This window comes from Citrobacter sp. Cu233 (genome assembly GCF_030332225.1).
Classification (GTDB): domain Bacteria; phylum Pseudomonadota; class Gammaproteobacteria; order Enterobacterales; family Enterobacteriaceae; genus Citrobacter.
In genome coordinates this window covers 115,069-135,558 of record NZ_JAOWIF010000037.1, presented here as the reverse complement: position 1 = coordinate 135,558, position 20,490 = coordinate 115,069, and the positions used below count along the sequence as shown (strand labels likewise).

General features: G+C 48.6%; 18 protein-coding genes and 2 pseudogenes. 15 read left to right on the top strand and 5 right to left on the bottom strand.

Going from position 1 to position 20,490, the window contains the following annotated elements; genetic code table 11:
* Positions 1–1,740, top strand: a pseudogene (tibA, locus tag OGX95_RS16345) (autotransporter adhesin/invasin glycoprotein TibA); the annotation flags it as partial.
* 279 nt (positions 1,741–2,019) lie between these two features.
* On the opposite strand, the gene OGX95_RS16340 reads toward tibA, so the two are convergent.
* Positions 2,020–2,472 (bottom strand): NUDIX hydrolase, encoded by a 453-nt coding sequence (locus OGX95_RS16340; RefSeq protein ID WP_286630184.1) that lies wholly within the window; start codon positions 2,470–2,472, stop codon positions 2,020–2,022.
* A 610-nt stretch (positions 2,473–3,082) separates the two neighbouring features.
* On the opposite strand from OGX95_RS16340, the gene OGX95_RS16335 reads away from it, so the two are divergent.
* Complete coding sequence (locus tag OGX95_RS16335) at positions 3,083–5,089, top strand: hypothetical protein (protein ID WP_286630183.1); 2,007 nt, start codon at positions 3,083–3,085, stop codon at positions 5,087–5,089.
* Positions 5,090–5,253: 164 nt separating this feature from the next.
* Here the strand turns inward: OGX95_RS16335 and OGX95_RS16330 are convergent.
* Positions 5,254–5,589 (bottom strand): annotated as a pseudogene (locus OGX95_RS16330) (Tn3 family transposase); the annotation flags it as partial.
* 380 nt (positions 5,590–5,969) lie between these two features.
* On the opposite strand from OGX95_RS16330, the gene OGX95_RS16325 reads away from it, so the two are divergent.
* A complete protein-coding gene (locus OGX95_RS16325) occupies positions 5,970–6,464 on the top strand; it encodes a putative pterin-binding protein (protein WP_286630182.1) in 495 nt (164 codons plus the stop codon).
* Positions 6,465–6,481: 17 nt separating this feature from the next.
* Complete coding sequence (locus tag OGX95_RS16320) at positions 6,482–8,410, top strand: putative bifunctional diguanylate cyclase/phosphodiesterase (RefSeq protein ID WP_286630181.1); 1,929 nt, start codon at positions 6,482–6,484, stop codon at positions 8,408–8,410.
* Positions 8,411–8,447: 37 nt separating this feature from the next.
* Here the strand turns inward: OGX95_RS16320 and OGX95_RS16315 are convergent, their stop codons facing one another.
* Positions 8,448–8,690, bottom strand: a complete 243-nt coding sequence (locus tag OGX95_RS16315) for a helix-hairpin-helix domain-containing protein (RefSeq protein WP_286630180.1) — start codon at positions 8,688–8,690, stop codon at positions 8,448–8,450.
* A gap of 85 nt (positions 8,691–8,775) precedes the next feature.
* Entirely contained in the window at positions 8,776–10,863 is a 2,088-nt protein-coding gene (locus OGX95_RS16310) for a TonB-dependent receptor (RefSeq protein WP_286630179.1), read from the bottom strand.
* 432 nt (positions 10,864–11,295) lie between these two features.
* On the opposite strand from OGX95_RS16310, the gene OGX95_RS16305 reads away from it, so the two are divergent.
* The 7 genes from OGX95_RS16305 to zinT all read left to right on the top strand — a co-directional run bounded on the left by OGX95_RS16305 (position 11,296) and on the right by zinT (position 17,300).
* Positions 11,296–12,882 carry an ABC transporter substrate-binding protein gene (locus OGX95_RS16305; protein WP_286630178.1) on the top strand — a complete coding sequence of 529 codons (1,587 nt, stop codon included), beginning with the start codon at positions 11,296–11,298 and terminating at the stop codon, positions 12,880–12,882.
* Positions 12,882–13,856 (top strand): ABC transporter permease, encoded by a 975-nt coding sequence (locus OGX95_RS16300; protein ID WP_286630177.1) that lies wholly within the window; start codon positions 12,882–12,884, stop codon positions 13,854–13,856. The genes OGX95_RS16305 and OGX95_RS16300 overlap by 1 nt, the downstream gene beginning before the upstream one ends.
* Positions 13,846–14,658, top strand: coding sequence for an ABC transporter permease (locus OGX95_RS16295; protein WP_286630176.1), 813 nt, complete (start codon positions 13,846–13,848; stop codon positions 14,656–14,658). The genes OGX95_RS16300 and OGX95_RS16295 overlap by 11 nt, the downstream gene beginning before the upstream one ends.
* Complete coding sequence (locus OGX95_RS16290; RefSeq protein WP_286630175.1) at positions 14,652–15,446, top strand: ATP-binding cassette domain-containing protein; 795 nt, start codon at positions 14,652–14,654, stop codon at positions 15,444–15,446. The genes OGX95_RS16295 and OGX95_RS16290 overlap by 7 nt, the downstream gene beginning before the upstream one ends.
* A complete protein-coding gene (locus OGX95_RS16285) occupies positions 15,430–16,035 on the top strand; it encodes an ATP-binding cassette domain-containing protein (RefSeq protein ID WP_286630174.1) in 606 nt (201 codons plus the stop codon). The genes OGX95_RS16290 and OGX95_RS16285 overlap by 17 nt, the downstream gene beginning before the upstream one ends.
* A gap of 20 nt (positions 16,036–16,055) precedes the next feature.
* Complete coding sequence (locus OGX95_RS16280) at positions 16,056–16,571, top strand: phospholipase D family nuclease (RefSeq protein WP_286630173.1); 516 nt, start codon at positions 16,056–16,058, stop codon at positions 16,569–16,571.
* A gap of 84 nt (positions 16,572–16,655) precedes the next feature.
* A complete protein-coding gene (zinT, locus tag OGX95_RS16275; protein WP_286630191.1) occupies positions 16,656–17,300 on the top strand; it encodes a metal-binding protein ZinT in 645 nt (214 codons plus the stop codon).
* Between the two features lie 70 nt (positions 17,301–17,370).
* On the opposite strand, the gene ycaC is transcribed toward zinT, so the two are convergent.
* A complete protein-coding gene (gene ycaC / locus OGX95_RS16270) occupies positions 17,371–17,997 on the bottom strand; it encodes an isochorismate family cysteine hydrolase YcaC (RefSeq protein WP_005120379.1) in 627 nt (208 codons plus the stop codon).
* Positions 17,998–18,244: 247 nt separating this feature from the next.
* Here ycaC and leuE point away from each other — a divergent pair, with 247 nt between their 5' ends.
* The 4 genes from leuE (at position 18,245) to OGX95_RS16250 (ending at position 20,476) form a co-directional block, all read left to right on the top strand.
* Positions 18,245–18,883 (top strand): leucine efflux protein LeuE, encoded by a 639-nt coding sequence (gene leuE, locus OGX95_RS16265; protein WP_048212597.1) that lies wholly within the window; start codon positions 18,245–18,247, stop codon positions 18,881–18,883.
* 174 nt (positions 18,884–19,057) lie between these two features.
* A complete protein-coding gene (yeaR, locus tag OGX95_RS16260; RefSeq protein WP_045441926.1) occupies positions 19,058–19,420 on the top strand; it encodes a DUF1971 domain-containing protein YeaR in 363 nt (120 codons plus the stop codon).
* Positions 19,421–19,423: 3 nt separating this feature from the next.
* Positions 19,424–19,606 (top strand): DUF1869 domain-containing protein, encoded by a 183-nt coding sequence (locus OGX95_RS16255; RefSeq protein ID WP_003030733.1) that lies wholly within the window; start codon positions 19,424–19,426, stop codon positions 19,604–19,606.
* A gap of 225 nt (positions 19,607–19,831) precedes the next feature.
* Entirely contained in the window at positions 19,832–20,476 is a 645-nt protein-coding gene (locus tag OGX95_RS16250) for a hypothetical protein (protein WP_286630172.1), read from the top strand.
* The last annotated feature ends 14 nt before the right edge of the window (positions 20,477–20,490 follow it).

Here is a 20,490-nt window from a genome sequence, read left to right as displayed (position 1 = left end):
GGCACCACCACCCTGACTGATAAAGGGACGCTCGTCGGTGACGTAGTCACAAATGAAGGGAACCTGTATTACCTCAACAACAGTGCTGCGACCTTCACAGGCAGCCTGACAGGTAGCGGTATCCTGACACAGGAAGGCGGGAGCACCCGCTTCAGCGGTCTGTTGTCTCAGGACGGCGGGATTATCCTTCAGAGTGGCGGTGCCATGACGATGGATGCCCTTCAGGCGAAAGCTAATGTGACGACCCAGTCAGGCACCACCCTGACGCTGGATAACGGGAGCATCCTGACGGGGAGCGTTGAGGGAGACAACACCGGCGCAGGTGATATGACGGTTAAAGGTGCGTCTGTCTGGCATCTCGATGGTGACTCCACTGTCGGCGCATTAACGCTGGATAACGGGAGCGTTGATTTCCGTCCGCCAACAACCACGCGTCTGACGCCAGCCTTCCAGGCGGTGTCGCTGGCGCTCGGGAGCCTGTCGGGTAGCGGGACGTTCCGGATGAACACGGATATCGCAGCACATACCGGGGATATGCTGAAGGTAACGGGTAATGCCAGCGGTAACTTTGTGCTGGATATCAAAAACACCGGCCTGGAGCCAGTATCTGCTGGTGCGCCGCTTCAGGTGGTGCAGACCGGCGGCGGTGATGCCGCGTTTACCCTGAAAGGCGGGAAAGTCGATGCCGGTACCTGGGAATACACCCTGAGTAAGGAAAATACCGACTGGTATCTGCAGGCTGACACCCCACCTCCGGTTACTCCGCCGGCTGACCCGGATGCAGGTAAACCAGATGCAGGTACATCGTCGTCTCCGGTGCGCCGCACAACAAAATCAGCCGACGCGGTACTGGGCATGGCGACAGCGCCGGCATACGTTTTCAACAGCGAGCTGGATAACCTGCGTTTCCGTCACGGTGATGTGATGCAGAATACCCGTGCACCAGGGGGCGTATGGGGCCGTTATACCGGGTCAGACAAGCGCATCAGCGGTGGGGCCAGCTCAGGCTATACCCTGACGCAGAACGGTTTCGAAACCGGCGCCGACAAGGTCTTTGACCTGGGTGAGAGCCGTCTAGCTGCAGGCACTTTCTTCTCTTACAGCGACAACAGCATTAAGCATGCGCGTGGCGGAAAGAGCACGGTCGACAGCACCGGTGGTGGTCTGTACGCGACCTGGTTTGATAATGACGGCTACTACGTGGACGGGGTTATCAAATTCAACCGCTTCAGTAATGAGCTGCGTACCTGGATGAGCGACGGCTCGGCGGTGAAAGGGGATTACAGCCAGAACGGTTTCGGCGGCAGTCTCGAAGCGGGCAGGACCTTCAGTCTGAATGAGAATGCATGGGCGCAGCCATACGTGCGGACAACGGCGTTCCGGGCCGATGCGAAAGATATCAGCCTGAATAACGGCATGAAAGCCAGTATCGGTGCGACCAAATCCCTGCAGACTGAAGCTGGCGTGAAGCTGGGGATGACCCTTGACGTTGCAGGAAAAGAAGTCAAGCCGTACCTGTCGGCGGCGGTGAGTCATGAATTTTCGGACAACAACAAAGTCCGTATTAATGACACCTACGACTTCAGGAATGACATCTCCGGGACGACCGGGAAATACGGACTGGGCGTCAGTGCGCAGCTGACCCCAAATGCTGGCGTCTGGGCTGAAGCCCGTTATGAAAATGGTAAGCAGACCGAGTCTCCGGTCACGGGCAGTGTCGGGTTCCGTTTTAATTTCTGAGCCGTGTCCTGAACACCGCAGGGATTAAACCCTGCGCTGCGGGCGGAAGTCGAAAGGCTGCCGTCCGCGTTTATTTATACCGGAAAGATTCTGTCTTAAATGATAGTTAATTTATGAATTATTGATGAAAATAAGTAGCTTACTGGTAACTATGTAAAACATACATGATTTAAAATTCATTTTTTGTGAAGTATCTGATAGATACTGCTGTTGTTTTACTCTCTAAAATGTTTAGGTCCGCTCCGTGCCAGAAGCGGACATCCCGATCATTTCAGATAGTTAAGTGCAGGGGACGTCTTCAAGTATGTTAATTATCAAATCGAGTGGGAAGATGATTTCATTGGTCTGTCTAAGCTCTTCTAAGCTCCACCAGTAGTGATCGCGAATGACTTTTTTTTCGTTGTCACTCCAACCTGAGCGGTCAATATCTGATTTATCTGCAGTAATAATAAAGAAACGTTCTTCAGCAAGAACGTTCTCACCACTTGGCAGCATCATAGGGAAGGTTCTCAAGGCTATTTGTGGTCCCGTCGTTCTTCTTGTCACGCCCGTTTCTTCAAATAATTCACGTAACGCCGCCTGCTCAAAAGACTCGTTGTGCTCAAGTCCTCCCCCTGGCGTTGCCCAGTATGTTTTTCCTTTTAGAGCATCATCTTTATGGCAGAACCTAAAGAGCAGAACATGATTTTCAGGTGAAAGGACTATCAATCGAGAGGCTGGACGAGTACGCATATATTCTCTCTTAAATAAAATTTAAACTCTCATTCGGATTTTCATATAAACATAGATTGCAGTCTGCAAGTACACATTAAGAATACCTTTTCTTGCAACGTCAACTGCGTTTATCGTCGGCTCCTCGCTCAAAACAGACCCAATTACTACGTAGCCTGACCGTTGCATGCCAGGAGCGGACATGTTAACTAAACCTTCACCTCGAAACAGTGATGCTTGCCAGGTGATTCTCCGCACTAATTACTGGGTTCTCAAGATTAACGGTCAGTATTTTTGGGCTGAACACATTGCAGCCCCTTTCAGATACAGCTGGCACCTACATGCACCGTTGGCGCATATAAATCACTGCAGCTCAGTGCCATAAAAGGGTCTTGAAGCCCACAAGAAATCATATTCGTAACCTTACCTGGGTGTATGAGTGCTGGAAAATACACAAGGTTTGGTTGTGGTTGTAGGTTAGGTCAAAGCCAGACGTTATTATCACCCGTGCTGTAATTTCGTAGTAGGAATAAGTCAATTACACCTGACTTACTCACCCATTAGTTGATTTGTATTCTTAAAGATACCAACTAAAGTTTGCTGTAGTAACCATATAAATTGGGTGAGACGGATGCATTTTATTGTAATTCGTTCATTGTGGTATTTTATACCCATGCTCGTGATTTTGGTTAATACCTCAATCGCAAATGCGGGCCCTGTCTGGCCAGGACCTGTAGCGCCATCCCAAACTGAAACGGTCGAATGTTCTGACTATTCAGCAGCAGGTATAGCGCGGTGTAGCCAAACTGTATGTTTCCCAAAGGGCCCATTGGATGGGCGCGGCTTGGTTGATAGCCAAATTCAGGTAGATAAAAGTAATGAAGAGGGCATTGAACGAGCTTGCTATATCCTATTCAACAATTATCTTTATTTTCCGGGCCGGAAAAATCCTTCATTTCCACGACAGTTTTGCATAGTGGCCAAGGCTGAAAGCCAGTTTGGTCTTGACCGGAAAGCAGCCGTTCGCTGCAAAGTAACAATTCCTCGTTTTGAACCAAAAATCGTTCAAAAAGACCCACCTTCCGCTGAACCATTTGACTATTCAGGAAAATTCAATGGTGTATTTCCGTTCTCCTTCGTTGACAATTTTCCGGAACTGACAATTGCTTTACCATTCGGAATACTAGAATCAGAGCTTAATGCCCAAAAAGATGGTGTGTGGCTCATATATTCATGGAAAGTTTCAGATGCACATGTATCTGTACATCAAAGTAATACGAGTGAGAAATTTAAAGAACGATTTGATCTGAGTCTTAAAGTTAGTTTGAAGAGTATCGCTGAAAATGTCGATTGCACAGTTAAGGTTGGATTTTCATTTCCTGCTTCCCCGGTCACCGCCGGCACAAAGGTTGGCATATGGATTCAAGGAGCCGACAGCTCTTGTGATGCTTCGGGATTTTTTAGCCACGCCTTTGGGCTTGATGCTCTTATGGCCGGCACAATACGCTCAACCTTGGCATCTCAGGCTGTTGGTTTAGTGGGGGCTGTGATTAATGAGGAAGACTTTAACGATTGGGTCGTTGATGATCCGGCCCTTAAAACCCTACTTGAACAGGCATGGATCGGCGGAACAGATTGCGAAGCACCGTTCCCACCTGGGATATGTTTGAAAGTAAGTTGGCCTCAAAGAAGCTTGGGTGACCATCGAAATGCAGTGCGAGCTTCCGTGCCACCGGCTACTACACCCGCTGACATTTCTGGCCTCGCAGAACTACGAGAAGAATTACGAAAAATATCTCCACGTATGCCATTGCCTAATGACCCGAACGGATATGCATTTCCGGCCAAAATCCATGGAGGACAATACGATGATGGAGATATGACCATATTTGGTGGACTACTTTGTCTCTCAGGCGAGCCGGAGGGTTGTGAACTTGTCCGGCGGAGTCAAGGATTAAATGGCGAGTTCTGGCGTTCCCCCGCTCGAGCAAATTCAGATACCGATGATCAGTTTAGTGGCGATCAGTTCAAAGGTATTGCCGCATTTTGGGCTAAAACTGGAGATATTCAATCTTTTACATCTTATCTGAATAGAATAAGCAAAAAATGGCTTCCATATCCCAGTAAAGCAACAAATCTTGTACGCATGTATAATGGCTGCACGATGGATCCTGGAGGCAAATGCAACCTAATCGATGAAGAATGGCGATGGTTAAACATATTTGCTGACCGATTTGGTGTAAACTCTCAGATACCGGCAGATGCCAGAGATTATATTGCTAAATTTGGGGATCCTGTTGGCATGTTGCCCTGGAAGGCGATGATTAACAAGCTGGGCTACCGTGTCCATCTAGTAGCTATCGAAATCTATATTGCCAAAAAACTTGGAATTACAGATCCAAGAATCGATGCTGCAGCTGAGATCCTTGTTGGTCGCCAGCCTGAAAATCCGTTTTACGTATTTCTGGCTCGTGGAAAAGATGCACGAGTTGTCGACCTCGTTAAGAGGAAGTGTATCGTTGATAGCGCGAAGACTGAATGGTATCAATGGAGTTGGGAACGCGCAGAGTCAGACCAGGCCTGGAAAGATTCTATGGGGTGGGACTGTATTTTCATGATCAATAATCTTCTTAACTAAACTATTTTTCTTTGAAAGCCTTAACTGCACCTTCATGCAGCTCACGCTGAAATACGCCGCAATTGCGGCTTTGGCTTGTTTTGATCACTCCGACAGCGCATAGTAAATTTATAATAATTAAACGCTGGTTTAGGACTTCGGGGGCCAATGTTGTAAAAGTCACGCTAAGAGCTTAGTTTATTGTTTATATTGAAACTTAGAGGTCTTAGCTCGCTCTTCAGAATACCTTCCGATAACGAAAAGGTGTAATGCCCAAGCATATTTATATGGCCATATATTAACGGCGATAATCTTGCCAAATGCTTCTCTGCAGGCGTTTCCCCCGATTTGCGAAGATGTGATAACGCCTCCTAGATGTAAAGTGTGTTCCACAGCACAATCCCATTGGTCACTATTCACAGAGCACCTGGTTGATCTTCCTGTCCTTCATAATAGTGTTTTCTCATCTCACCACGTTGTCCGTAGCAAATGGCTCGAGCCACGGCATGGCGTCCTTCTCCAGGGATATAGTCAGTATGCCGGAAGATCTCTAAACGTGAATGGTCCGGTAAACCGGGGTACTTACACCTGAAGCCCTCGGTTGGAAAACAATATCCTGTTGTTGCATAAAAAAATAGACCTTTATATTTATGTGTGTTTATTTTTGCTGACTAAACAGGTAGCTTATTTTTTGTACGGTGGTGGCGAGATTTGCTGTGTCTCAAATAACAGCAACGACCTTTTCAAACAATATCAGAAAGTAATTTCGACTTAACTATTTGATTTTAATGGGTTAAAATGTGAGTGAGCTTACTGTTTCAATAATCGCTGGGTAGCATGTGTAAATAGCATAACAACTAAATTATAATTCTCTTACATTCGATAGATTGGTGAGGTTAGAATGCGGTTAATTGTAATGTTGTTAAGCTTCGTCGTCACTACTCAGGTCTGGGCTGGTGAACTTCCCAAGCCTGTCGGTAAAGTCCTTTTAACACTGTCCGGTAATATAGAAAATACCAATGAAGGGGGGAAAGCCGTTTTTGATATCGCCAGTCTCGAGAAACTGGGCACGGTAAGTTTCCAGACTACCTCACCCTGGTATAATGGACGCACTACCTTTACGGGTATCCCACTGCAAAAGCTGATGGATTATGTTGGGGCGAAAGGTTCTGTTGTTAAGGTCACTGCGCTCAATGACTACACCACCGTTATCCCACTCAGTGATTTCAAGAAATACAATGTTATTCTTGCTCTAAAAATCAACGGAGAATATATGCGCATCCGTGATAAAGGCCCGCTATTCATCGTGTATCCCTATGACAGCATTCCTGAACTGAATAATCAGATTTTTTATTCAAGGTCAGCATGGCAGGTCAGCTCAATGAATATTGAGTAGGGGTTCAGAGGAGCATCATGAACAGAATACTGGCTGGCATTATATTCTTCCTTTTTATATCTACCGGATATATATCTTCCCTTGTGCATGAAAGACAACAAGAACTACAGAAACTGACTCACTACACCGACTCATGGTCTGCTGTTCAAATGGTATCAGAATATTACCGATTTGAATCGTGGCTTGGTCTGTACATTAGCGATGATACGATGGCGCTCGATGTTGTGCGTCTGCGTCTCGACATTATGCTCAGCCAGAGCGATTTAATAAAAGAAGGCGATTTAGGACACTATATAGAAAGCAATCAAGCGCATTATGAACTGGCTATACAGCTTGAAAAGATGCTTAATTATCTGGATGTTCATCTTGAGAAAATGAACCGTTCAGAACTCAAGGCGTATTTGAAAGAAATGCATACGCTTGATGCACCGTTAGCCCGTCTTTCATCCGGTGCGTTAGATAAAGATGTTAGCTCAGTTAATAATACAAACACTAACATTCAAACTCTGTACTATATTTATTCGGCGACTTCAGTATTGCTTATAATATTGAGTGCGATACTGGGGGTTCTGATTTTTTTTCAGAACAGAAACATTTTGAGAGCACATCTCCAGGTTAAGTGCCTTGCTGAGGAGCTTCAGGAATCTAAAGAAAAACTACAGATCCAGAATGCAAAACTGGAGTATGACGTCTATCATGACTCTCTCACCGAGATGAATAACCGCCAGTTGTTCTGGGGGGATTTAAATAAAACCATTCAGATGGCCGAAAAAAACAATGACTCGGTGACGGTGATGTTGTTTGATTTAGATCGATTCAAAGAGGTAAATGACACGTATGGGCATGATGCCGGTGATATGTTATTACGTCAGATATCCCATCGTTTGATTTCTATGAGCCAGGCTTCAGATACGCTATATCGTTTAGGTGGGGATGAATTTGCGTTTCTTTCGAGCGGTCTGACAGAGAGTCGTGCCGTTTCTCGGGCTCAAAAAATATGTGATTTTATCAACCAGCCCTACACTATTTATAACGCAATTATAAATATAACCACTTGTGTTGGCATTGTTATCTCAGAAACTGAACGCCGTTCCGACTATCTTTATAAATTTGCCGATCTGGCGCTTTATGAGGCGAAAAATGAAGGCTCGGGTAAAATAAAAGTCTTCCGGCAGCGGATGTTAGAAAAACTGCAAGAAAGTAGAACCCTTGAGCATGATATGGCAATGGCCATAGTGAATAAAGAGTTCGTGGTTTATTATCAGCCTATTGTTGATTCTTTCAGCCGGGAAATTTACAGCTATGAAGCGCTTATTCGTTGGATACATCCTCTAAAGGGACTTCTGCCGCCGGATAGTTTTATTCCTGTCGCTGAAAAAACAGGAATGATTAACGAGATGGGAAAATCTGTGCTTGAAACTGCATGCAGGGAAGCGGCTTCCTGGGCGGTACCGGTTAAAATTTCAGTCAATGTTTCACCTGTCCAGCTAAGCAGCAAGGCTTTCGCCGGAATCGTGCTGTCCATTCTGAAAGAAACGGGACTTCCGGCTGAACGTCTCGAATTAGAAGTGACGGAATCCTCTCTCTTTACGGAGAGCAATACGCCGATGAATACACTTAACAAGCTCAGAGCCCTGGGTGTAAGAATCTCCATTGATGATTTTGGTACCGGATACTCTTCTCTTTCGCGGCTGAGTCGGCTTGCCTTCGATAAAATCAAAATAGACAAGTCCTTTGTGCATTCGATATCCACGCAGGAAGACGCCCTTAATATCATCAGGCTTATTACTGGTATGGCGAAATCGCTGAATATGAAAGCTGTTGCAGAAGGTGTTGAAACGGAGGAACAGCTGGCGAGCCTTCAGGCTCTGGGCTGCGATTTTGCGCAAGGGTATCTGTTTGGTAAACCGCAGCCGGGTATCAATGGGAAAATCAGAAACGGTTAAATCGCGCACGTTCCTCGTGCCCTGGTGATGCGCTATATCAGCTTAACGTCTTAGCGCTGGCAAGCGCTAAGACGCTGGCAATTGCCGCTTTCGCCTGCGGACTGTTTTTCCAGCACGTTGAGCCTACCAGAGATGCCGCCTGGTGGGTTATCTCGTCTACAGTAGCGTTTTTGAGATCGGCAAGCGAGTGGAAACCAAGTTGCTCAAGCCGCTCGATGACTTTGGGGCCAACGCCATTTAATGACAGGAGTGCCTGACGCTCAGTGGTTGAAAAGGGCATTGTCTCTCCTTACGTATGCGCAATGAATACACGCTGATAGCGGCCAGGCTATCAGTTATAGCCTGGCCAACAGAGGTAAGCAAAACTAGAACTGGTAGTTTAAGGAGACCCAGTAGTTACGGCCCGGGTTGACGTATCCGGTCGTGGATTGTGCAGTCTGATAGTAGTCGCCCGCATAAGTACTATTGCGGCCAACCTGATACAGTGTGACGTCACTAAAGTCTTTATCCAGTACGTTGTTCACCGCGGTATTCAGCGTCAGTTCTTTGGTCAGCTTATAAGACATCCCCATGTCCAGAACGGTCCAGGCTTTTAAGTTTGCACCTTTGTCGTCATACACCGCTTTTTGGACGGCGCTGAGGTTGTCGTAATTCTCCGTATAGCGTGGAGCCTTACCGCGGTAGCGAGCGCTCAGCCAGGCGTTCATATCTTCCGTTGCCTGCCAGTTCAGACGGGCGTTCGCCATGTGTTTCGGGGTATAACTCAGTGGCGCGCCTTTATTCTCGCCATCTTTTTGCTTGCTCTGGGTATAGGTGTAGTTGAGAGATAAACTCAGCGAGTCCGACCACAGCGGGAATGTACTGGCAAACTCGATACCATCGGTTCTTGCTTTACCGCTGTTGGTGTAGCTGTTGGTATTATCATCGATAGAATACGAAACGATTTTATTTTTGTATTCAGTATAGAAACCCGTCACGTTGGCGTTCAGCCCAGCGTCATTCTCATAGTAAAGCCCGGTTTCGTAACTGGTACTTTCTTCAGGTTTAAGGTTCGGGTTTCCGACGGTATTGACGGTTCCCTGTGCCGTTACACCGCTGATGCCATTATGAAGCTGGCTGAGCGATGGCGCTTTATAGCCCGTTGTGACACCGCCTTTGAGGGTCCACTCGTCGGATACGTCCCAGACCATATAGGCACGTGGGCTGAGGTGCCCGCCAAAGACGTCGTTATGTTCATAGCGTGTCCCCACGGTTAAGGCCAGAGAATCGAGGATATGCCATTCATCTTCAGCATAGGCTGACCATGTTTTCTGGTGGAATGTCTCGCCGGTATTGGCCAGCACGACACCGTCCTTCATGCGGGCATCCCAGTATTCCCCTCCGAGGGTCAACAGGTGCGAGTCACCTAACGGCGTCAGCAGCATGGAATCCAGAATAACGTTGGTGTTCTTCAGTTCACGCGCGTCGCCAGCCCGGCTCGCGTTCTCTGGTGTCAGTGCCGAGGAGACCAACTGGCGGCCTTTGTTCTCGGTTTCATTCCAGCCTACAGAGGACTTCCAGGTACCAAATGTTAATGCGGTATCGTGGCCGAGCGTCACTTTGTTACGCTCATAACGCAGGGTCTTATCATATCCGCCGGTCAGATTGCCAAGCTGCCCATCATCGTTATCGTAGCGTTGTCTGGCGGAATCGAGATCCAACCATAACGTATTGCTGTCGCTGGTTTTCCAGTCCAGACGAGTACCGATATTGTAATTCTCGGATTCCGTAGGATACGGCACGCGGGTGGAAGAGGAATCACTCAGAGAAGTGACACTGGAGCCTTGACGCTGCGTGGTGCTGCCGCGAATCTGCATATCCAGTACACCGGCGATCAATGGGCCGCTAGACCAGAAGTTGGCGACCGTGCTGTTACCCCATTTATTACTTTCTTGCAGGTTAACGCCAGTATTAATGGACGTGCTCCATTTATCGGTGCTCTTTTTGGTGATGATATTGACGACGCCGCCAATGGCATCGGATCCGTATAGCGTCGACATCGGACCGCGGATCACTTCAATATGGTCGATCGCTGCCAGTGGAGGCATAAAGCTGGTGTTCATGGCCGAGAAGCCGTTTGGTGTCACGTCGCTGCTTCCATTTTGACGGATACCGTCAATCAAGAGCAGGGTATAGCTGGCTGGCATACCACGGATGCTAATTTCCAGACCGCCGGTTTTACCCGTGCTGCTTTCGACATCCACACCTTCCACTGAACGTAGAGCCTCACCTAAGTCGTTATATTTATTGGTTTGTAACTCTTGCTGCGAAATAACGGAAACGCTGGCAGCCGCGTTGGTGATCTTTTTTTCGTAACCCGAAGCGGTTACTACCATCACGTCTTCAGCGAAGACAACGGGGCTGGTAAACCCTATGCAGGACAGAACGACAGAGGCAACAGGTTTTAAACGCATAGTCAAACTTCCTTTGTTAAAAATTCAAAGGCAATAAGATAATTGATGAAAATGCTAATACAAATAATTATCATTATATATTTACATAACTTGTCACTTACTGTGCCTTTCTTTAATAAATATACATAAATTGTCATGAATTTGAGGTGGGCAAGAACCGAAGTGGGTGAGTAGTTTTCCCTGCAACTATTGCTTTTTGTTTAATATAAAGCCGAATAAATACGGTGATTTTGCTTAGCCACGTCAGCGAAGTGAAAGGTGAAAGCGCCGGGTATTAGAAAGCCGTATGATGTTTTTTAAAAATCGTCATACTTTTCTGCGCTGTATCATTTTTTTCGGCATTACTGTCCGCCATAATCCCTTCCCCAGGAGACCGTCTAACGTAACTTGTTCGTTAAACGAGATAAAAATAACGTAAATCTGGATAAGAGAATGATTAAAGGTAAGCTGGCACTGCTGACGTGCGCACTGACTCTCGCATTAACCTCACCACTCTTCGCTGCACAAAATGCAGACGAAGGCCAGACGTTAAAACTGGCAATTGGCCCCGAGCCGACGGAGGGATTTGACCCGATGTTGGGCTGGAGTCATGGCAGCTATCTGCTGTTGCATGCACCTTTGTTAAAGCAAAATGCGGATATGAGCTGGGGAAACCTGCTGACGGAGAAAGTGGTGACCAGTGCCGACGGCAAAACCTGGATGCTGACGCTTAAGCCCGATCTCAAATTCTCTGATGGTTCACCGCTAACGGCTGAAGATGTGGTCTTCACCTATAACAAAGCCGCAAAAAGTGGTGGAAAAATTGACATGGGGAATTTCACTCATGCCCGCGTGATAGACAACCGTACGGCAGAAATTACGCTTAGTCATCCGCAGAGCACTTTTGTTAACGTGCTCGGTTCGTTAGGTATTGTTCCGGCAAAACAGTATGACGAAAAAACATTTGCCAAAAATCCGATTGGCGCAGGTCCTTACCGCCTGGTGAGCTTTCAGCCGGGGCAGCAACTGATCGTGGAAGCGAACCCGTGGTATGCCGGTAAGAAGAATGATTTCAACCGGCTAGTGTTTGTTTTCCTCGATGAGGATAACGCATACGCTGCAGCGCGTAGTGGTCAACTGGGACTGGTACGCATTGCGCCGTCGATGGCGGTAGCACCAGCACAACAGAATTTAAAACTGTGGGTTCGCGACAGTGTAGAAAACCGCGGTATTGTTTTCCCAATGGTTCCGGCTGGGAAGAAAGATGCTAATGGTTATCCGGTTGGGAATGATATTACAGCCGATATTGCTATCAGGCGTGCGATCAATTACGCGATTGACCGTAAGCAGCTTGCCGGGCAGGTTATGGAAGGCCATGCAATCCCCGCGTATAGCGCGGTTCAGGGGTTGCCTTGGCAGGGGACTTCGGTGGCATTCAAAGATGGTGATGCTGAAAAAGCCCGGACGATTCTGGATCAGGCCGGCTGGAAGGTGGGCAAAGACGGTGTACGGGTGAAAGACGGTAAAGAGGCGCGTCTGACGTTGTGGTATGCCAGCGGCGACAGTACGCGTCGGGATTTAGCCGAAGCTGTGCGGGCCATGCTGGAACCGGTGGGCATTGCGGTGTCACTACAATCAGGAAGCTGGGAAACCGTTGAACGTCATATGCATGCTAATCCTACGCTGTTCGGTTGGGGAAGCCTGGATCCGATGGAGCTTTTCCATCACTACAGCGGGCAGGCTGCGGGGGTGGAGTATTACAACCCGGGCTACTACAGTAATCCGGTGGTCGAGCAACATCTCAAGCAGGCCATTGATGCACCAGACTGGCAAAAAGCGTTGCCTTTCTGGCAACAGGTTGAGTGGGATGGTAAACAAGGCGCAGGCGTACAGGGGGATGCCGCATGGGCATGGCTGCTGAATATTCAGCACACCTATCTGGCGAATCCGTGCATTAATCTGGGCAAAGGTGCACCGGAAATACATGGTAGCTGGTCATTGCTCAACAATCTTGATGAATGGACCTGGACCTGCCGTTGATGAAGTCTGTTTTAGGCCATGTATTACGGCTGATAGTGTTGTTAGTGCTGGTTGCGGCTGGTACTTTCATCTTGCTCAGCTTTTCTCCGGTCGATCCAATCCGTGCCTATATTGGCAACGATTTGCTGCATGTTCCGCCGGAGCAATATGCACGTATTGCTGCTCGTTGGGGCCTGGATCAACCGTTGTGGGAGCGTTTTTTCCACTGGTTCTCACGCGTGCTACAGGGCGATCTTGGTTACTCGATGTTGTTTAATGCCCCTGTTGCCAGCGTGATTAAGGAGCGGTTTGCGACTTCGTTTGCGCTGCTGAGCGGTGCGTGGTTGGTTTCCGGTTTATTGGGAACGACAATGGGGTTTGTTGCCGGCCGCTACCTGAACCGTTGGCCGGATAAAGCCATCTGCCGACTTAGCTATCTGCTTTCTTCCTTACCGACCTTCTGGATTGGCATGCTGCTGTTGGCGGTATTTGCGGTGCGCTGGCCGCTGTTCCCGGTCTGTTGTGCGTGGGAGCCGGGAAATAACAGCGATATGGCAACGCTGCCTGAACGTCTGCGCCATCTGGTGCTCCCTGTTTGCGCACTTAGCCTGCTGGGGTTGGGGCAAATTACGTTGCACACGCGGGAAAGTATCGCCAGCGTGATGAAAAGCGAATTTGTCCGCTTTGCGCGTTCGCAGGGGGACAAGGGGTGGTCGCTGTTGCGACACCAGGTTCTGCGACACGCCATCACCCCAGCGCTATGTCTACAGTTTGCTTCGTTGGGCGAACTGTTGGGGGGGGCATTGCTGGCTGAAAAGGTTTTTGCCTATCCGGGGCTGGGGCAGGCTACCATCGATGCCGGGTTACGCGGTGACCTGCCGTTACTGATGGGGATTGTCTTGTTCAGTACCGTGCTGGTGTTTATTGGTAATTCTCTCTCTGCCTGGTTTGTCCATGTTCTGAATCGTGCGCTGGAGCGACCCGATGCTCTATAACCCGACGCCGACGCTTGTTCGTCTTCTGCTGTCCGTGAGTGGTCTGTTATTTATTGCAGTATATGGCGCGGCCATGCTGGATAATCCGCTGAACGTGAATCTTCTTGCCCGTCATCTTCCGCCTGATGCGCTGTACTGGTTTGGTACCGACAATCTGGGGCGCGACTTGTGGGTTCGTTGCTTTCAGGGGGCGCTTACCAGCCTGCAAATCGGTACTGGCGCGGCCCTGTGCAGCGGGTTCATTGCGTTACTGATGGCGGCGATTTCCCGTTTGCATCCACGCCTGGATGTCGTTATGCGTCTGATCACCGATGCGATGTTGTCCATGCCGCACCTTCTGCTGCTGATTTTGATCTGTTTTACGTTGGGCGGCGGGAAAAGCGGGGTGATTATGGCGGTTGCGCTCACACACTGGCCGCGGCTGGCATTGATTTTACGTGCTGAAGCGGAACGCGTGGCCCACAGTGATTACCTGACACTCACCTGGCGATTGGGGCATGGCCACTTTTACTGCTGGCGACATCACTATTTACCCGCGCTATTGCCCCAGTGGCTAACGGGAACGTTGCTGATGTTCCCTCACGCGGTATTGCACAGTGCAGCGTTAAGTTTTCTTGGCTTCGGGCTGGCACCACACGAACCTTCGCTGGGACTGTTGCTGGCAGATGCGCTGCGGTTTATCAGTCATGGTGACTGGTGGCTGGTGCTGTTTCCAGGGCTGATGCTATTTCTCCTTGTGATGCTATTTGATCAACTTGCCCGGGCGGTACATCGTTTATGGTTGAGAGGTGATACATGTTGAGTTTGCGGCAGATTTCGCTGGAAGTGGCGCGTTATCGCTGGTACGGCGCAAAAAAATGGTCCTCGTTGCTGCAGGATGTCTCCTTTGATGTTGCGCCGGGCCAGATGGTGGCGTTAGTGGGGGGCAGCGGTGAGGGTAAGAGCCTGCTGCTGCAATGCTTACTTGATCTATTGCCGGAAAATTTGCGCTTTCATGGCAATATCACCCTTGATGGAAAAATGCTGGATAACAATGACATCAGGGCATGCCGTGGCAATACGTTTAGTTACGTTCCGCAAGGTGTGCAGGCGCTGAATCCGCTGCTGTCTATTGAAAAGCATTTACGAAGAGCCAGCCAGCTTTCCGGTCAGGAGTGGAACGCAGGGCAAATTGAACGCTTGCTCGAACGTAATCATCTGGAAACCACCGTGCTAGAGGCTTTCCCGCGTCAGCTTTCGGGAGGGATGGCCAAACGCATTCTGGCGTGTCACGCCGCGCTCAGCCAGGCTCGTTATATTCTTGCTGATGAGATTACCGCCTGGCTTGATGCACCTCTGGCAAATCAACTGCTGGAACAGCTACGCGGCCTGTGCGAGCAGGGAGCAGGCGTTTTATGGGTGACACATGATCTCACTCTGGCCGCACGTCACGCAGATCGCATTGTCGCGCTGCATCATGGAACGGTGTCGGATAATGTCAGTCGGGAACAGCTGGTGCGCGGTGAGATTAGTGAACATCTGCAACGGCAATGGCGAGCGCTGCCCGAAAGAAATCAACTTTTTGGAGAGCGGTATGCTGTGCTGTCGTGATGTGTTCATTCGTCAGGGAGGCAAAATACTGTGGCAAAATCTCTCGTTCTCGCTTTCGCCTGGGGAACGTATTGGGATTTGCGCACCCAGTGGAACCGGAAAAACAACGCTGGGACGTGTGCTCGCGGGGTGGCAAAAGCCGACATCCGGCGACGTTCTGGTTGATGACCAACCGTTGCCGCGCCATCAATATTGCCCGGTGCAGCTCGTGCCGCAGCATCCGGAATTAACCTTTAACCCCAGACGGAGTACCGGTGATGCGGTTCATGATGCCTGGCGGCCAGATGCAGAAACGCTTACCCGACTGCATATTAAGCCGGAGTGGCTAACGCGTCGTCCCGGACAACTTTCGGGCGGTGAGTTGGCACGAATTGCCATAGTGCGGGCGCTCGACCCGCGTACGCGTTTTCTGATTGCCGATGAAATAACTGCGCAGCTCGATCCCTCTATCCAACGGGATATCTGGGCGCTGCTGCTTGAAGAGTGTCAGCGCCGTCCGTTAGGTATGTTAATTATCAGCCATCAACAGGCATTGCTTGATCAGATTTGCACGCGAACGCTACTCTGTCCGGGTCGCTCCTCAGATTAAACCACTCACTGGTCACTAACATGAAGATAAAATCAATGGCTATGGCCGTGACCCTGTTGTGGGCCGCGGTGCCGATGGCAAATGCCTCTGTTCAGGTAGGTTTTTCACCGGAAGGTTCGGCGCGGGGCTTGGTTCTCGACACCATTCGTCATGCGCGACACACCATCGACGTGATGGCGTATTCCTTTCAGTCTGCGGATATTGTTCAGGCGCTGGTAGATGCAGAAAAAAGAGGCGTTGTTGTCCGGGCAGTGATCGATAAAAAACGAAATCAGGGGAAAGTCAGCCAGAAAGCGATCGCGTTTGCGACGGCCAACGGTATCGATATCGAGCTGGATGACCATTATCACATACAACACGACAAGACCATGATTATTGATGGTGACACGCTGGAGACCGGCTCGTTTAATTTTGCCAAATCCGCCGAATTTGCGAATTCTGAAAACGTGTTGGTGATCCGTGGAGAGCCTGACGTTGTGGCCCAGTACCAGGCCCATTTTGACAGCCGTTGGAAAATTGCGCGCCAGCATGATTGAGTGGCGTAAAACGCTATTGATTAAATCGTAATGTTATATTATAACATTTCACATCAAAAATGATGTGAGGGTGAAATTTTGGCTATGCATTTGGAAAAATTGGCAGTCGCTCTGGGGATGCTTTTTGTTAGTAGTCAGGTACTGGCGCATGGTCACCATTCCCATGGTGCACCAATGAGCGAAATAGAACAAAAGGCGGCAGAAGGCGTTTTTGATGACAAAAATGTGCAGAACCGTACGCTAGCCGACTGGGATGGCATGTGGCAGTCTGTCTATCCGTATCTGGTGAGTGGCGAACTGGATCCGGTATTCAAAAAGAAAGCGGAGAAAGATAAGAGCAAAACGGCAGAACAGGTTAAAGCCTATTACCGTATGGGTTATGCGACCGATGTTGACACGATTGGTATTGAAAACGGCGTAATGGAGTTTCATACCGGTAAAAAGGTGGCATCGTGTAAGTATGATTATGCCGGATATAAAATTTTGAACTATCCGTCAGGCAAGAAAGGTGTGCGTTATCTGTTCGAGTGTAAAGACGCTGGCAGCGACGCGCCGAAATACGTGCAATTCAGCGATCACATTATTGCGCCACGTAAGTCGAGCCACTTCCATATCTTTATGGGGAATACCTCGCAGGCGGCCCTGCTTGAAGAGATGGATAACTGGCCAACCTATTACCCTTATCAGCTCAAGGGAGAAGAGGTGGTGGATGACATGCTGCACCACTAATCCCGACTGAAACTGTTCAATGAAACCCGCCGATGTTGGCGGGTTTCTGTGTATTACACTGACAGGAACATTATTTTCCGGAGGTCAGCGTGTTGTAGCTGGTCATCAGGTTGCGATAGTCAGGAATATGGTTGGAGAACAATGTTCCCAGCCCTTCAATATCGTTGCGCCAGTCACGGTGTAATTCACAGGCCAGACCGAACCATGTCATTAATTGTACGCCAGCAGATGACATACGATTCCACGCGGAATCACGGGTCAGCGGATTAAACGTACCGGATGCATCGGTGACCACAAACACGTCGAAACCGGCTTCAATGGCAGAAAGCGCAGGGAATGCGACGCAGACTTCGGTTACTACCCCGGCGATAATTAGCTGCTTTTTACCTGTTGCTTTGATCGCGTTAACAAAATCTTCGTTATCCCAGGCATTAATCTGGCCAGGACGAGCGATGTAAGGGGCATCGGGGAACAGTTCTTTCAGTTCAGGAACTAATGGACCGTTAGGACCCGTTTCAAAGCTGGTGGTCAGAATAGTCGGGAGTTTGAAATATTTCGCCAGATCGCCTAATGCCAGTACGTTGTTTTTGAACTTGTCTGGATCGATGTCACGGACCAGTGAAAGTAAACCCGTTTGGTGATCGACCAGTAGGACGGCAGCCTGATCTTTATCAAGACGTTTATAAGCAATAGTCATTTTTCTTTCTCCATGCGATGAGAGGGTGCCTTGCGGGCTGAATCTACTGATAAACATTAGTGGCTAAACGGGGCATTGGGTAGGCGTAAAAGTGGGTTTCATCGTTGCAAATCTGGAACGAATAATGATGTTGCAACCGGACTGAAACAGAATGCTATATTCTAAAGCTTCTCTTTCCATCCCCTGGCGCATTCGTTAGCATATTGTCTCGCAGCAAGTGCATGTGTTTTTTCAGGAAGAGGTTAACGTGTTCGCAGAGTATGGAGTTCTGAATTACTGGACGTATCTGGTGGGGGCTATTTTTATCGTGTTGGTACCGGGGCCGAATACGATATTTGTGCTGAAGAACAGCGTCGGTCGTGGAGTGAAGGGCGGTTATCTGGCAGCAAGCGGTGTGTTTATCGGTGATGCCGTATTGATGTTTCTGGCTTATGCCGGCGTAGCTGCGCTTATCAAAACAACGCCCGTATTGTTCAATATCGTTCGTTATCTCGGCGCATTTTATCTGCTGTATCTCGGTGCGAAGATCCTGTATGCCACACTGAAATCGAAAGCCAGCGACGCTGCGCCAGAAGAAGTTCCGTTTGGTGCGATTTTCAAACGTGCATTAATTTTGAGTCTGACGAATCCGAAAGCTATTTTGTTTTATGTATCGTTTTTCGTACAGTTTATTGATGTCAACGCGACTCACTCAGGGTTGTCGTTCTTTATTTTGGCTATGACGCTTGAAATAGTGAGCTTTTTTTATCTGAGCTTCCTTATTTTCTCCGGTGCGTTTGTGACACAGTATATTCGCACGAAGAAAAAACTGGCTAAAGTTGGGAATTCCCTCATTGGCTTGATCTTTGTCGGTTTTGCCGCACGTCTGGCGACGCTTCAGTCGTAACGCTATTGGCCCGCTGTTGACGGCGGGCTTTCAGTATTAAACTGTTCCTTTCGTTGAAAAATGTGATTGTTATAACCAATAAATGGTATTTTAAATATATATTTTGAGGCGTACCCTGTTCACAGCAGCGATTCAATAAGACTCGCTGGTTGTCGACTGGAAAAGGGAAGAAAAATGCTTCAAATTCCACAGAACCATATTCATACACGCTCAACTCCGTTCTGGAACAAAGAAACTGCACCCGCCGGAATTTTCGAACGCCACCTTGATAAGGGTACCCGTGCCGGGGTTTATCCTCGACTTTCTGTGATGCAGGGGGCGGTCAAATATCTCGGATTTGCAGATGAACACAGCCCGGAGCCTGAAGAGGTGATGATTATCGAAGCCGGTCAGTTCGGCGTTTTTCCACCGGAAAAATGGCATAACATCGAAGTGATGACCGACGACACCTACTTTAATATCGACTTTTTCGTGGCGCCCGAAGTGTTGATGGAGAGCGCAAATCAACGAAAAGTTGTGCGTACCGGCAAGGAGTAAATCATGGGTAAAGCAACCTACACCGTTACAGTCACCAATAACAGCAATGGCGTGTCTGTCGATTATGAAACTGAAGCGCCGATGACATTGTTGATTCCGGATGTGGCCGCTGAAGTTGTTAAAGACCTGGTCAATACGGTTCGTTCATACGATACCGAGAATGAGCACGAAGTCTGCGGCTGGTAGGGTTTTCATCTCTGCTATTGCTTGATTGCATTCATTTTGGAATTAAAACCGCATTGCGCTTTGACGGCGCGATGCGGTTTTTTTATTCATTATGCATATTTTTCCAGTTCATTTTTGGTAAAAGTTTTCTTAAGAAAACCTTAAGAAAATCGCATTGATTGCTAATGGCGTAAATTTCACAGGGGTTATGATCGGCCGTCTTTCATTCAACAGAACATCGTGCTTATGAAACTTGATACCCGGTTAACATGCCCGACACTCCTGCTGGGGCTGGTCACTGTGTTGATTCCGTTTACTGCCAACCTGAATCTCCCCTTGCTAAATGGCAGCGTCGTCAGATGGATTGAAAATGGTCAGGCGCTTTGGTTGTTATTTGGTGCCGTGTTTACTTTCTGCTATATCCGGCCTTTTTCGCGTCCTGATGGCGAGAAGCAATTTTGGCTGTGGGCTGCGCTGTGGTGGTTGGTTTTGCTGGGACGAAGCACCAGTTGGGGGCGCGATTATTTTCCCGACCACCCCAGGTTGTTATTCAGGGCTATCTCAGTGGTATTAATCGCCATGATTATCTTGCCGGTAGTGATATCAGTGAACCTGCGCCGGGAGATCGTCAATCGCTTGCGCAATGAATCGCTACCGCTCTGGTTGTTTGCGATCACCAGCTGCGCGTTTTTGATCTCCGACACGGTCGAGCACCATCGTCTGCTGGCTCCCATATTTCTTCACAACGCGCAGTATGGCGATCTGATTGAAGAGCTGTACGAATTGCCGTTTATGGTTGGGCTATTTCTGATGAGTTTTAACTTTATGGCAAGGGATAAGCAGGCGGAATATATGGCTATTCATTTTAACGATCCGCAGTTGGCGAAGTAACGCAATGGCATTTG